Annotated in this window: 14 protein-coding genes and 1 tRNA gene; 4 read left to right on the forward strand and 11 right to left on the reverse strand. The window is 33.2% G+C overall.

Annotation, left to right across the window (positions count from 1 at the left end; all coding sequences use genetic code 11):
• Window positions 1–110: 110 nt before the first annotated feature.
• The gene (locus Q0912_RS03780) at window positions 111–1,217 is read right to left on the reverse strand and encodes a DUF2911 domain-containing protein (protein WP_299112216.1); all 1,107 of its coding nucleotides are present in this window, start codon (window positions 1,215–1,217) and stop codon (window positions 111–113) included.
• A 480-nt stretch (window positions 1,218–1,697) separates the two neighbouring features.
• Here Q0912_RS03780 and Q0912_RS03785 point away from each other — a divergent pair, with 480 nt between their 5' ends.
• Window positions 1,698–2,522 (forward strand): AraC family transcriptional regulator, encoded by an 825-nt coding sequence (locus tag Q0912_RS03785; protein WP_299112217.1) that lies wholly within the window; start codon window positions 1,698–1,700, stop codon window positions 2,520–2,522.
• 62 nt (window positions 2,523–2,584) lie between these two features.
• Here the strand turns inward: Q0912_RS03785 and Q0912_RS03790 are convergent, their stop codons facing one another.
• The 7 genes from Q0912_RS03790 to Q0912_RS03820 are packed head-to-tail and all read right to left on the reverse strand — an operon-like array spanning window position 2,585 to window position 8,357.
• Complete coding sequence (locus Q0912_RS03790; protein ID WP_299112219.1) at window positions 2,585–3,745, reverse strand: metal ABC transporter permease; 1,161 nt, start codon at window positions 3,743–3,745, stop codon at window positions 2,585–2,587.
• Window positions 3,738–4,865 (reverse strand): metal ABC transporter permease, encoded by a 1,128-nt coding sequence (locus tag Q0912_RS03795; protein ID WP_299112221.1) that lies wholly within the window; start codon window positions 4,863–4,865, stop codon window positions 3,738–3,740. The genes Q0912_RS03790 and Q0912_RS03795 overlap by 8 nt, the downstream gene beginning before the upstream one ends.
• Complete coding sequence (locus Q0912_RS03800) at window positions 4,856–5,251, reverse strand: hypothetical protein (protein ID WP_299112222.1); 396 nt, start codon at window positions 5,249–5,251, stop codon at window positions 4,856–4,858. Before Q0912_RS03800 ends, Q0912_RS03795 begins: the two co-directional genes overlap by 10 nt.
• Entirely contained in the window at window positions 5,251–5,985 is a 735-nt protein-coding gene (locus tag Q0912_RS03805) for a metal ABC transporter ATP-binding protein (RefSeq protein WP_299112224.1), read from the reverse strand. The genes Q0912_RS03800 and Q0912_RS03805 overlap by 1 nt, the downstream gene beginning before the upstream one ends.
• Window positions 5,985–6,896 (reverse strand): zinc ABC transporter substrate-binding protein, encoded by a 912-nt coding sequence (locus tag Q0912_RS03810; RefSeq protein ID WP_299112225.1) that lies wholly within the window; start codon window positions 6,894–6,896, stop codon window positions 5,985–5,987. The genes Q0912_RS03805 and Q0912_RS03810 overlap by 1 nt, the downstream gene beginning before the upstream one ends.
• Window positions 6,897–6,913: 17 nt before the next feature.
• Window positions 6,914–7,711 (reverse strand): transporter, encoded by a 798-nt coding sequence (locus tag Q0912_RS03815; protein ID WP_299112227.1) that lies wholly within the window; start codon window positions 7,709–7,711, stop codon window positions 6,914–6,916.
• Window positions 7,695–8,357 (reverse strand): metal-dependent transcriptional regulator, encoded by a 663-nt coding sequence (locus Q0912_RS03820; protein ID WP_299112228.1) that lies wholly within the window; start codon window positions 8,355–8,357, stop codon window positions 7,695–7,697. Before Q0912_RS03820 ends, Q0912_RS03815 begins: the two co-directional genes overlap by 17 nt.
• A 122-nt stretch (window positions 8,358–8,479) precedes the next feature.
• Between Q0912_RS03820 and Q0912_RS03825 the strand changes: the two genes are divergently transcribed.
• Window positions 8,480–8,893: a hypothetical protein gene (locus tag Q0912_RS03825; protein WP_299112230.1), complete on the forward strand. Its 414-nt coding sequence runs from the start codon at window positions 8,480–8,482 to the stop codon at window positions 8,891–8,893.
• 136 nt (window positions 8,894–9,029) lie between these two features.
• Here the strand turns inward: Q0912_RS03825 and feoB are convergent, their stop codons facing one another.
• The 3 genes from feoB to Q0912_RS03845 form a co-directional block, all read right to left on the reverse strand.
• The gene (gene feoB / locus Q0912_RS03835) at window positions 9,030–11,144 is read right to left on the reverse strand and encodes a ferrous iron transport protein B (protein WP_299112234.1); all 2,115 of its coding nucleotides are present in this window, start codon (window positions 11,142–11,144) and stop codon (window positions 9,030–9,032) included.
• A complete protein-coding gene (locus Q0912_RS03840; protein WP_299112634.1) occupies window positions 11,137–11,370 on the reverse strand; it encodes a FeoA family protein in 234 nt (77 codons plus the stop codon). Before Q0912_RS03840 ends, feoB begins: the two co-directional genes overlap by 8 nt.
• A 73-nt stretch (window positions 11,371–11,443) precedes the next feature.
• Window positions 11,444–12,118: an SCO family protein gene (locus Q0912_RS03845; protein ID WP_299112236.1), complete on the reverse strand. Its 675-nt coding sequence runs from the start codon at window positions 12,116–12,118 to the stop codon at window positions 11,444–11,446.
• A gap of 193 nt (window positions 12,119–12,311) precedes the next feature.
• Here Q0912_RS03845 and rseP point away from each other — a divergent pair, with 193 nt between their 5' ends.
• Together rseP and Q0912_RS03855 are read left to right on the forward strand one after the other, a co-directional pair.
• The gene (gene rseP, locus Q0912_RS03850) at window positions 12,312–13,661 is read left to right on the forward strand and encodes an RIP metalloprotease RseP (RefSeq protein WP_299112238.1); all 1,350 of its coding nucleotides are present in this window, start codon (window positions 12,312–12,314) and stop codon (window positions 13,659–13,661) included.
• An 89-nt stretch (window positions 13,662–13,750) separates the two neighbouring features.
• Window positions 13,751–13,824 (forward strand) — tRNA-Asn (locus tag Q0912_RS03855).
• Window positions 13,825–14,002: the final 178 nt, after the last annotated feature.

Here is a 14,002-nt window from a genome sequence, read left to right on the forward strand (position 1 = left end):
TAATTTACTCGCTTAAGTAAAACAAACCACCTTTTATATATTCAATTAACACACCATTAGTACAATACTATTGCTAGTCATTATATTTAGAATTAAAAATGTATGCTCATTTATAATTTATAAGTACCATTTTTTACTTCGTCTAAAACTTTTTGCACGTATTTTTTATAGGCATCGGGTGTGTTTTTATGAGATTTTTCGAGCATTTTTAGTGCCGCTTTTTTCTTCCCTAAAAAATAATTACAAATACCATGATTAAGCATTATGTACCAGGTGCCTGGATGATCTTTAAGGCCTATATTACTTAGTTCTAAAGCTTTTTCATAATTTTTGTTTCGTATTAAAAACATACTAAGTGTATTAACATCGTAAGCAGATCCTATGGTAGTAAGAGCTTCTTCAATTGTATTTTTTAAGTCTTGAGTTCTGTTTAGCTTTTGTTCTATTTTGGCTTTAGTGGTTAGGTTTACAAGATTTTTATTAGCTGCATACCTATTGTATCCTCCATTGATAGAGCGCTCTGCCCACTCTAAAGCTTCTTCGAGATTTGTATCATGGGTTAAGCACCAATTAGCAGCATCATTCCACGCTTGCCAATGATATGTGTTAATGCCTCTTAGTTCGCTTCTTAGATTTTCAACTACGGTTTTGTTAAGATCGACGCTTACAGTAAATGGTATTCTTTTTTCACCCCATTCTAATCCGATAACCACAGAGTTCTCGGTTCGGTTTAGAAATTCATAATCTAACTGTTCGGATTTTTCACAGCTTATACCGATTACATCAACACTAAGTGTAATGTCTTTGTCTATATCTAGATAGTAACTTCCCCATTGATTATGATTATGAGCAAAAAGCAACTTAAATTCATTGCCATTTGGAATAATATGAAACCCATAAGTACCTGCCTTTAAAGGTTGTCCTTCAATTGAAACATCTGTACTAAAAGTTATTGTTGTATTCATATTAGCTCCAGCGCGCCAAGGGATTGGATCACCATTTTGAGGAATGACTCCAGGATTATTCCAAACGTCTCTGTCTCTAAGTGCAGGGCTGTGATAACTAATTTCAATTTGCGTTACCCCTAATTTTTGCATTTCGGTAACCTCGGGACTATTACTAGGCATATTTAAAGTATGAAATGCATTTGAACGCTGTGCATTGAGATTAAGCATAAATGTAATTGAAGCTAAAATTGTAAAAAGTCTTGTCGTCATCGTATTGTTTTTAATTATTTTAAGTCATTATTTTTTGAGTCTGTTCTTTAAAAGATTGAATCTCTATTTCTGTACTCTATAGTGAATATTATCTTTTATTTTAAGTTTACAGCACGATTAGCCATAAGTTTAACCTAATTATTCTGTCAAATGTTTAATGATAGCGAAACTATAAGGTTAGTCCTATAATTCTCTCTTGATTATAGAAAACAGGATATAAGTTTGTGATTTTTTTAACAAGACAAACTCAGTTATCAATTTAAAATTTCGAGTATTTTGTAGCCTATGGGAATCTATTATTTACTTTCTATTTTTTCAGGTATATCAATAGCTATGTGCCTTTTTATAATTATCTATCTTATAGTTGGTATAAAAGAAAAAACGTTTAAAAAAACATTCCTAATACTTTTAATAATTGCCATAGCATTAAGGATTTCGAAATCAATTTTCTTTTACATTGTGGTAAGTAAACCATCCTATATGCCAGCTTTTGGTATTGCTATTGGGTTTCTTGGTTTTTCTTGTTTTGGACCATTAACATATTGGTATTTTAAGTATAGTTATTCTAAAGAACTTACCAATTTCCGAAGTGTTGAATATTTGCATTTAGTATTCCCAATTGTAGGGTTTATGTTTATTGTTTATTTAGAAAACTTCTTCAATGAGTTCTATTTAGGATGTAGCATTAGCCTTATAATCTATCTATCGTATATTTTTTTTAAATTTTTATATCGTAAAAAAGTGCAAACGATTTTAAAATTAGATAAGGCCATATTTGTTACAATGACTTTGTTGTTTATTGTTTTTCTAATTCAATATTTTACACCAACTATTCAGTGGTATGTTATTGGCACTGCTATTTCGTCATTAATTATTAGTGGTTTGTTTACTTATATGCTAAAGTATCCACCAACACTTATGAAAGCGATCAGTAAAACAATACTAAAACCCGAACATATAGATGCAATCGTAAAGGCATTAGAATTAGAAAAGTTATACCATAAACATGGTATTTCCTTAGCAGAGTTTTCTAAAATTATAGATATACCCAAGTATATTATTTCGACTACGATTAAAGAAAAATATAAAAAGACATTTCCTGAGGTGATCAATTATATGAGGATAGAGGAGATTAAGCAAAAACTTAGAGACCCTAATACTGCAAATAATAAAATAGAAGCGTTAGCTTTTGATGTAGGGTTTAATTCCACGTCTTCATTTTATACGGCTTTTAAAAAGGAAACCACAATGACACCCAGAGAATTTCAAAAAAGAGCCTTATTGATTGATCCTGAAGTACTATAGATATTCAAGATTGTAAATCACTGTTAGAATATTTTGATGAAGAGGTGTTAAATAGCTATTAATCAACCTCTAAACAAAAAGAAATCATCTTTCATATCTTCAATTTGTGTGTCTTCGTTAGTGATAATATAGTCAATAGCTTTTGAGGTGAATTCATCACCTTTTTGGGTAAGAGATACAATGTTATTTTCAATCAGAATCATATTATTTTTTTTAGCTAAATCCAATACGGTTTTTGAACGTACTTTTTGCCAATTGATATGTTCGTTGAGGTGTTTTACATGACGCTCAGATTCTTCATCATGATTTTTTAGGTGTAATAAAAAGGTAAGTAAAGATACCTCTGTACGTTGTTGTTTTTCTCTATATAGTACAGCTATGATACCTTTTGTTGGGGCAAATAAATACACTATTAAGAATACTATTCCAAGAACGGTTGTAATAGAACCAGCAATTGAAGCATCTAACCAATGTGCCACCCAATAGCCAAAAATGGCGCTAAAAATTCCAAAACATATGGCTATACCCAACATTTTTTTGAGGTCTTTAGTTAAAAGATAAGCAGCGGCGGCGGGTGCAATCATTAAGGCAACAACCAAAATAGCACCAACAGCATCAAAAGCACCTACCGTAGTTACCGAGGACACGGACATTAAACCATAATGCATAATAGCTGGTGAAAACCCTAAAGAAGCGGCTAAACCTTTATCAAAGGTGCTTATTTTTAATTCTTTAAAGAAGGTAAATAAAAGAGTAATTGTGATAAGCAGAATGACACCCACAATCCAGAGGGATTTAGGACCAACATCTATTCCGCCAATAATTAATCTGTCAAATGGAGCAAAAGCTAATTCGCCTAGCAAAACCGCATCAACATCGAGGTGTACATCATTAGCATTTTTTGCAATCATAATAACACCGATACTAAATAAAGCTGGAAATACTAAACCAATAGCTGTATCTTCTTTAACCAAGCCAGTTTTTTGTATATATTCTACGAGAACAACAGTAATAATTCCTGTTAAGGCTGCCAATAAGATAAGTAATGGGGAATTTAAGTCGTGAGTGATAAGGAAACCAACAACAATTCCAGGCAAAATAGAATGACTAATAGCATCGCTAATCATAGCCATTTTTCTAAGGACTAAAAATGTCCCTGGAATAGCACAGGCCACGGCAACTAAACTCGCTATTAATTGTATTTCAAACTGTGCGCTACTCATCTTCAGTACGTTGTTTTGTGTATAGATTTGCTGCAGTTTCAAAACCAGTTTTGGTTAAGCTCCACATATTTCCTTTCAGCTCTACATAATTTTTATCTACTAATTTTTGAAGTGTACTTTTAGTATAACCTTGAAAATTATTTAAAAGTCTAATTGCGTGAGGATGCGAAATATCCTCATGTGTTTCTGCGATATTATGCATAAAAGCCAAAGTCTTATGTAGTTGTAAATCACGGCGATTTTTTATAAACCGAATTTGCTTAAACAATAATCCTCGACTTGGTGAAAAAATAAAAGAAAACACAACAAATACTCCTGCTACGAGTACAATGACCGGACCCGTAGATAAATTATTCTGACTTGCACTGATAGCAGTGCCAAACACTCCCGAAAATGCACCAAAAATTGCTGCTAAAAACACCATTTTTGCTAAACTATTGGTCCATTGCCGAGCAGCAGCAGCAGGAGCTAAAAGCATAGCACTCATTAAAACAACACCTACAGTTTGTAACCCTAATACGATGGCCAATACAATAAAGCTCGTAATGAGTATATCTATAGTTTTGGTATTAAATCCAAGGGTTTTAGTATAGTCAGCATCAAACAAAAGAATTTTAAATTCTTTCCAAAAGAAGAGTAAAACGATTAAACAAATGCTTGCAACACTAACCATTAGCCATACATCGCTTTCAACTAAAGTTGCCGCTTGCCCAAATAAATATTTGTCTAAGCCAGCCTGATTAGCATTGGGTTGTTTTTGAATAAATGTTAACAATAACATTCCAAAACCAAAGAACAATGATAGAATGAGACCTAAGGCCGTATCAGATTTTAAATGAGTCTTAGTTATAATACCTCTAATCCAAAATGTACCAATTAAACCACTAATTAAGGCACCAATTAAAAGTGTATTACCTTCTTTAGATCCTGTAATTAAAAAGGCAATAGCGATCCCAGGCAGCGCAGCATGAGAAATGGCATCTCCTAGTAAGCTTTGTTTTCTAAGTACAGCAAAACTACCCAGCATACCACAAACAGCTCCAAGTACTGCTGTGCCAAGTGTAATTGTTCTCAACGTGTAGTCGGTAAAAACAAGTTGTATGTATTCTATTATATCCATATGTTAGATAGATTATAAAAAAGGGGAATAGATAAAACAGCCATAACTAATCCGGCCCATTTAAACTTGTTAATATTATTTTCGTTTAGACTCGAGACACTTTTTACACCTATACTGGAAAAAAACAAGTAGATAATTCCTTTTAAAGCAACCAAGGCGCCATAAAATGTAATTAATACTCTTGGCCATGACCACAAAAAATGAAATGAGACAATTAAAGATCCAAAACCAAAATGTAACAGTGCGTTAATTGCATTTCCGGCAATTCCTTTTTTAGTTAATAATTGAAAAAAACACAGCCACATTCTTGGTTGCAGTACATGTGATAAGCCAACAATTAATAAATTGAGAGCTACAAAAAGCGTTATGGAATTTATAGTATTCATTATTCTTGAATACTTACTTTATAGTTAATACCGTAAGTCTTTGTTAAATTATCGTCGTTAAAAATATCCTTTACAGGTCCAGTAGCAATCTTTTTTACATTTAGGAACGTTACCCAATCAAAATATTCGGGGACCGTTTGTAAATCGTGATGAACCACAATAACCGTTTTACCTGCTTTTCGTAATTCTTTTAAAATATTTATAATGGCAATCTCTGTTGTTGCATCTACACCTTGAAAAGGCTCATCCATAAAATAAATAGAAGCATTTTGCACCAAAGCTCTTGCTAAAAACACACGTTGTTGCTGACCACCAGATAGTTGACTTATTTGTCTGTTTTTAAAAGGGAGCATCCCTACTTTTTCTAAGGCTTCTAAGGCCGCCTTCTTTTCTTTTTGACTAGGGCGCTTTACCCAACCCAAACTACCATAAGTACCCATTTTAACCACATCTAAAGCTGTGGTTGGAAAGTCCCAATCTACGCTACCTTTTTGAGGTACATAAGCTACAAGTTGTCGCTGCTTCTCATAAGGCTTATCGTATATAGCGACACTACCAGCAATAGGTTTTAGAATGCCAAGAATAGCTTTAATAAGTGTGGATTTACCTGCTCCATTCGGGCCAACTATTGCCATTAAAACACCTTCAGGGATTTCTAAATCGATATCCCAAAGTACAGGTTTGTAGTTATAAGCTACGGTTAAATCGTCAACTTTTACAGCTATTTTTTTCATTACTTAAGCGCCTTAATAATTGTATTTATATTATACTCATACATGCCAATATATGTCCCTTCAATAGTCCCTGCATTTCCAAGTGCATCAGAGTATAAAGTACCACCAATTTCCACGGCGTGACCTTTCGATTTTACAGCTGCTTGTAGGGCTTCAATCGTACGTTTAGGAACTGAACTTTCTACAAAAATAGCTTTGATTTGTTTCTCAATGATAAAAGCAGCCAGCTTCTGTACGTCCTGCACACCAGCCTCAGTTGCTGTAGATAAACCTTGCAGGCCAACAACTTCAAAATTATGAGATTCTCCAAAATAGTTAAACGCATCGTGAGCAGTGACTAAGATGCGTTGGTCTACTGGAAGTGTTTCAATTACTGATTTTACTTTTGCTTGAAGTGTATCTAACTTTGTGATATATTCCTTTTTATTTTGTTCAAATATTGAAGTGTTTTCAGGATTTTTTTCAGATAAAACAGAAGTTACTTTTTTGGCAAATTGTTTGAAATATTCAATATTAAACCAAACATGTGGATCGTAATTTGACGCAAAATAATCAGAGCCAATTAATCTTGTTTTATCAAGTTCATTGGCTAATGCTATAGGTGTTTTAGCTTGGCTACCCATTTTTTCAAAAACCTCTACAAGTTTACCTTCTAAATGCAAACCATTGTAGAAAATAATATCTGCATTAACTAACTTAGATACGTCACCTTCACTAGCTTTATATAAATGCGGATCGACACCGCTTCCCATTAGGCCTTGTACATTAATATTGTCACCACCAATGTTTTTAACCAAATCGGTTATCATAGTTGTTGTGGTTACAACATTTAACTTGCCATCGGTTTTTGTTTCGTTTTTGCAACCATATAGAACGATTGCTAATAATATGAGTAAATATTGTGTTTTCATTTTTTTTTAAAGCCTATTTATTTTATTGCTCTATAACTAAAACCAAGACCTAATAATAAATCCTGACCTTCGGTAATACTTGTACCTACATATGCATCTAATTGTAAATCGTTTGAGACCAAATAGGTCATTCCGGCATCCCAATAATGATTTGCTGAACTATCCTCTGGGAAATCGCCATATAATTCTGCATACACTCCAAATTTTTTAGATATGCTATAACCGTAAGCAATAGTATAAATTGCAGATGCTTCAGGTGAATCATTTCCCCATTCTGCACCAATATTATAGCCTAAATTCGATTTTTCACTTAATGTATGCGATAGTGATAATCTAAAATCTACTCCAGTCGTTTCTGGCCTGTAATCTTCTGAGGCACTAAATACAGGAAACACATGACCGATAAGAGCAATTTCGGGCATACAACCATCTTCTTCAGCAACGTCTATTTTCATTCCTAATAATAAAGGTGAAAGACCACTGGTTACGTTGTCTAGCTTATTACCATTTACCTTAGTAACACCTTCTACAAAATCCCAGCCTAAACGCAATTCTAGATTATCTAAGATTCCATATCTGATTAACATCGTATTTAACGTATAGTTTTCTGACTTTACATTGTTTTCTTCAAAAGATTCGTATAAACCACCAGTTTCAAATTGCAAAACTCCTTTACCAACTGTTGATGATGCTTCAGTAGCATCAGGTCTGTCTGTAACCAAAGGTTCAGAAGCATCTGATTCCTGAGAGAAAGAAAATATTGACGAGGCACATATTGCCAAACAAAGCGTTAAATGTTTATTGGTTAATTTCATTGACATAAATTAAGGTTGAAAAATCTTCGTTTAATAAAATGGTGTTTTTATTGACCGAAAGCTCAGTCATTTTATTCTTTTTAAATTGCTTGGTAACTGTAACTTCATTACCATACTTTAATTTGTGCTGAGCACAGAATTCAAAAAATTCTTTATCATCGCTTGTTAGGCGAGATATAATGTATGTTTTTGTTTCAATAGCTTGAGAAAGCGCTACAGAAGTGTCTACAGTGGTGATTTTGCCATCAGCATTTGGAATCGGATCACCATGAGGATCAAATTTTGGATGCCCTAAATACGCACTTATTTTTTCTGCTAATAAATCTGATGTTTGATGTTCTAATAATTCTGCTTCTTTATGAATGTCATGAAGCGACATGTCAAACATTTTAAAAAGAAAAGCTTCCCAAAGTCTATGCTTTCTAACAATGTTCATAGCCATTTTTTTGCCTTTTTCGGTAAGTTGTAGTTCCTGATACTTCTCGTAATGCAATAAATCTTTTGCAGCTAATTTTTTTGCCATATCAGTGGCTGCAGCACTCGAAATACCTAATTTTTTAGCAATATTACCTGGTTTGGTATTTCGTGCATTGTGAGAATTATTGTTGTAAATGGCCTTTACAAAGTTTTCGATGGCAATTGACATTTTTGATAACTTTAATTAATTTTTAAGTTGACTTAAAAAAGTTTTCAAATATAGTTAAAAAAATAAAATAAAGATATTTGCAACGCAGGTATTTTTTATAAGTCTATATAGAAAACACGACTATGAAAAGATTACTACTGTTTATTATTCTAATGAATTCGTTTTATAATTTTGCTCAAGAAACTACAGACTATCAACTACAAGAGTATACACTACCTTTAGGTGAATCGGTATCTTTTGAAAATATAAGGTTAGAATTTAAGACACTTTCAGTGGATTCTAGGTGCCCTAAGGAAGTGACGTGTGTCAGGGCAGGTGAGGTCATAGCAACAATAAATGTATATGTTGATACTATTTTTAAGAAAGAATTTCGGCTAATATTTTACCCTTATAGTGTTTTAGAACAATTAACAGAATTTCTTGAGACGGAGAATGTCCTTATAAAAAACCTAAAACTGTTTCCTTATCCTAAAGCAGATGAAAAACAGGTTAATAGCAATTATTACTTACAGTTAGATAAATTAATTGTAGACTAAGCGCAACCACAACTGCCATCTGTTCCACAAGCTTTAGTAGAAGCCTTTTTTGGTTTCCAAATAAATTTTCTAACTAAAAAAAACAGAGCAAAAACCAGCGTAGTAAAAACTAATATGTTTTGTATGATAGTGTTCATTACTTCAATACTTGAAATGCGATTAAAGCTACAAGATAAGCAAAACCACTCATAATAACCAATTGATACATTGGCCATTTCCATGAATTAGTCTCGCGTTTTACAATGGCTAATGTACTCATACACTGCATCGCAAAGGCATAAAACAGCAGTAATGATATACCAGAAGCAAAGGTAAAGACTTTACTACCATCACTATAAACTTCTTCTGACATTCTATTCTTTATCGTTGACATAGCCTCATCTTCATCCTCAATATCATTAGCACTTCCTATACTGTAAATTGTAGCCAGAGTCCCTACAAAAACTTCTCTGGCTGCAAAAGATGTTACAAGCCCTATTCCTATTTTCCAATCGTAACCTAATGGTTTAATTGCGGGCTCTATAGTTTTACCAATAATACCTATATAAGAATGTTCTAATTTATGCTCAGCAATCCTATCATTCTGTGCATCTTCAGAAAGGTTAGGATAAGTTTCTTGAACAATGGATGTTGCATTGTTAAATTGCTCTCCGGGTCCATAAGAAGCTAAAAACCACAGCACTATTGAAATAGCTAAAATTATTTTACCGGCTTCAAAGACAAAGGTTTTGGTTTTTTCTAAAACCGTAATAACGACGTTTTTAAAAAGTGGTAATTTGTAATTAGGCATTTCTACGACAAAGAACGTTTTGCTCTTTATTTTCAGTACTTTATTGAGTAGATAGGCCGAGCCTACAGCAGCTCCAAAACCAATTAAATAGAGTAGCATTAAAGTCAAGGCCTGATAACTCAAACCGAAAAAGTGTCCTTCGGGAATTACCAATGCAATAATAATGAGATATACCGGAAGCCTGGCAGAACAGGTTGTAAATGGTGTTACTAAAATGGTCACTAAACGCTCTTTCCAACTTTCAATATTACGCGTTGCCATTACAGCAGGTATAGCACATGCAGTACCAGAAATTAAAGGCACTACACTTTTACCGCTCAGTCCAAAACGCCGCATCACACGATCCATTAAAAAGACCACACGACTCATATAACCACTTTCTTCTAGAATGGCAATAAATAAGAATAAGAAAGCAATCTGAGGAATAAAAATAACAATACCACCAAGTCCAGGGATAACACCTTCAGCTATTAAGTTGGTAAAAGCCCCTTGAGGTAAAACACTTTTTGTCCATTCACCAAGTGAGGCAAAAGCACCATCAATAAATTCCATAGGAACTTGAGCCCAATCATAAATGGCTTGAAAAATGGTTAATAGAATTATTCCAAAAATGAGATAACCCCATACTTTATGGGTTAATATCCTATCTAATTTTATGCGTAAATCTTTAGCATTAGCAAGATCTATAGTTTGTCCTTTTTTAAGAACATTATTTATAAACTGATAGCGTTTAATGGTTTCTTTTTGTTGAAGCCGTTTTAAATCGGCATTAGATTTGGTTTTAAAATCCGAAACAGCATCAATTGTTTTTCTATCTGTTTTTCCAAAATTGACATCTTGGGTAATGACCAACCAAAGTTTGTACAATAATTGATTTGGAAAAGCTTTTCTAAGATTGTTGAAATAATTTTCATCTATTGATGAAGCATTCATACATGGCTTAACCGAAAGCTCCTTAAAATTGGTGATAAGCTCTTTTAATTCTTCTATACCTTTATTTTTTCTGGTACTAATTAAAGCAATTTTAGTATTGAGCTGTTCTTCTAGATATTGAATATCTAATGAAATCCCTTTGTATGCCATTCGGTCTGACATATTAATTACTAAAATGCTCGGAATTTCTAAATCTTTTATTTGTGTAAAAAGTAGAAGATTCCTTTTTAAATTCTCAACATCACTTACAACAACAGCTACATCAGGAAAATCCTTATCGTTTTTATTCAAAAGCAATTCAATGACGACATTTTCATCAAGCGAAGATGCGTTTAAACTATAAGTACCAGGCAGATCAATGATATGTGCTTTTACACCTCGGGGTAGTTTGCAAATACCTTCCTTCTTTTCAACTGTAATCCCTGGGTAGTTTCCTACTTTTTGATTAAGACCAGTTAGTGCATTAAAAACAGAAGTCTTTCCTGTATTGGGGTTTCCTATTAAAGCGACATTAATCTGCTTACTCATCTACCGTCTCAATTAAAATGTGAATAGCCGTTTCTTTTCTAATGGCTAAATGCGAGCCGTTGATATTAAGATACATAGGATCTGCAAAAGGAGCAACTTGAACCAGCTCTACAGAGTTACCAGGCAAACAACCCATTTCTAAAAGCTTTAAAGGAATGTAGATAGAAGACACATCAGTAATAATGCCTTGTTGCCCACGTTTTAGATCTGCTAACGTCAATCTTATTTTTATTTAGAATGAATTTAAAGAAGCAAAAATAAGCTAAAAAATTAAGGCAATAAAACCCTTTTAAAAGAATTTAAGATTCGTTTTTTAAAGTTTCTATATCTTCAAGAAGTTGATCGATATCCTCGGGTTGTGTGCCATCGTAAAACCCTCTTATTTGTTGGTTTTTATCGATAAGCATAAAATTTTCAGTGTGTATCATATCATACTCATCACCATTACCATCGGTTTTTACAGCCAGGTAACTTTTTCTTGCCAGCTCATAAATCTGCTTTTTATCGCCAGTAACTAAGTTCCATTTTCGGTCGATTACTCCTTTTTCTTTAGCATACTTTTTTAATTGGGCTACACTATCGATTTTTGGAGTTACAGAATGTGATAATAGCATTACATCATCGTCACCAATAATTTCTTTCTGAATTTTGTACATATGATCCGTCATAATAGGGCAAATGGTTTGGCAGGTGGTAAAAAAGAAATCCGCTACATATATCTTATCCTTATAGGTGTCTTGCGTTATGGTTTCACCATTTTGATTGATGAGACTAAAGTCAGCTATTTTATGATATTTTGCTTGATGCTGAATTGTGCTATCCACTAATTCGTCACTAACCATAACAGGTTGATAAATAGGCAATGGTTGCTTTACATTAAGTATATTATAAATTATTGCAATGATGAGAATACACAATACAGAAAAGAAAATTCCGAAGTTTTTATACCTTTTAAAGTATGAAAGAAATGACATAAATTTTGAATTGAAATTCTGAATGGCAAAGGTACAACTCAGGTTAATTTTCTTGAACTTTTTTAACACAAATATGATGCTGAAACTCCGTGATTTATAAATCGTTGTTAAAAATAAATCGATTAGAAATACAATTGTTTTCTAAATGCCTCGAAAACCTTACTTTTGTCAATCGAAATTTGAAAATGACTACATGGAATTTGTAATAAAGATATCCCAATTTTTACTGAGTTTGTCACTTCTAATCGTACTGCACGAGTTAGGTCACTTTATACCAGCAAAACTTTTTAAAACCAAGGTTGAGAAGTTTTACCTCTTTTTTGATGTAAAGTACTCACTATTTAAAAAGAAAATTGGAGACACGGTTTATGGTATTGGTTGGTTACCACTTGGGGGTTATGTAAAAATAGCCGGAATGATTGACGAAAGTATGGATAAAGAACAAATGGCAAAACCACCACAGCCCTGGGAGTTTCGTTCTAAGCCTGCCTGGCAACGACTAATCATTATGTTAGGCGGTGTAACCGTTAATTTTATTTTAGCGTATTTCATTTATGTATTTATCTCTTTTGTTTATGGAGACAAAGACTACACATTAGATAGTCTAAAGGATGGTTATTTAATTGAAAACCAATTGATGCGCGACTTGGGCTTTAAAACAGGGGATAAGGTTATTGCTGTAAATGGAGAACCCGTAAAAGCGCATTCAGATGTTATTAAAAGTTTAATATCTGCAAAAGAGTTTACTGTAGAGCGCGATAATACCACTCAAAAAATAGATCTGCCAGAAGATTTCTTAGGACAATTATCGTCTAGAAAAAACCGCTCTAGTCTGTTTAATATTAGAGTACCATTTATGGTGGCTGAAATTAACGACACCATGCAAAATAAAAGTGTTGATTTAAAACAAGGTGATGTTTTAGTTGCTATAAATAATAAGAATATTAGATATTTTGACCAGCTCGAACCACGTTTAGAGCAGTATAAAAATCAGACGATTACAGCGATTTTCTTAAGAGATAATGATAGTATAAAACGAGAACTCAAAGTAAGCTCAAATGGTAAAATTGGTGTATTTCCAGGTATTTCTGAAGATAAGTTTGATGAAATGGGATATATAGATATTACAAGAAAAGAGTACACATTTGCAGAGAGTTTTGGTGGTGGTGTAGATAAGTTTGTAGACCAGGTTGTAGGTTATTTCGATCAACTTAAAGCTATATTTACACCAAGTACTGGTGCATACAAAGGTCTTGGAGGCTTTAAAGCTATATTTGATATTTTCCCAGAAGTATGGAGTTGGGAAGCTTTTTGGAGGCTAACAGCATTCTTATCTATTATGTTGGCGATTCTTAATTTATTACCTATACCTGCTCTAGATGGAGGGCACGTTATGTTTTTATTGTACGAAATGATATCTGGTCGTAAGCCTAGCGAAAAGTTTTTAGAACGTGCTCAAATTGTAGGATTCTTTATCCTTATCGCTTTAGTGTTATTTGCTAATGGTAACGATGTCTTTAGGTGGATTACAAACCGAGGTTAATTTTAGATTTTAGATCAAAAAAATAAAATTTCATATTGTAGAGATTAAAAAATAATTTATATTTGCGCTCGCTAATGCGAAAAACATCTTCCTCTTTAGCTCAGTTGGTTAGAGCATCTGACTGTTAATCAGAGGGTCCTTGGTTCGAGCCCAAGAAGAGGAGCAGATAAAACCCACTCAATTTTGAGTGGGTTTTTTATTTTCAATAACCTCATTAAGGTGTCCACCTTAATAAGTATAGGTTTTAAGATGTGAAAACCATAGCGTAGAATATGTCTTTTATTATATTTCTGTTTCTTTTTGATTTATGAGATATTCTCATTTCTAAAGACTTTATTTAG

Source organism: uncultured Winogradskyella sp. (assembly GCF_947498345.1).
In the GTDB taxonomy this organism is placed as follows: domain Bacteria; phylum Bacteroidota; class Bacteroidia; order Flavobacteriales; family Flavobacteriaceae; genus Winogradskyella.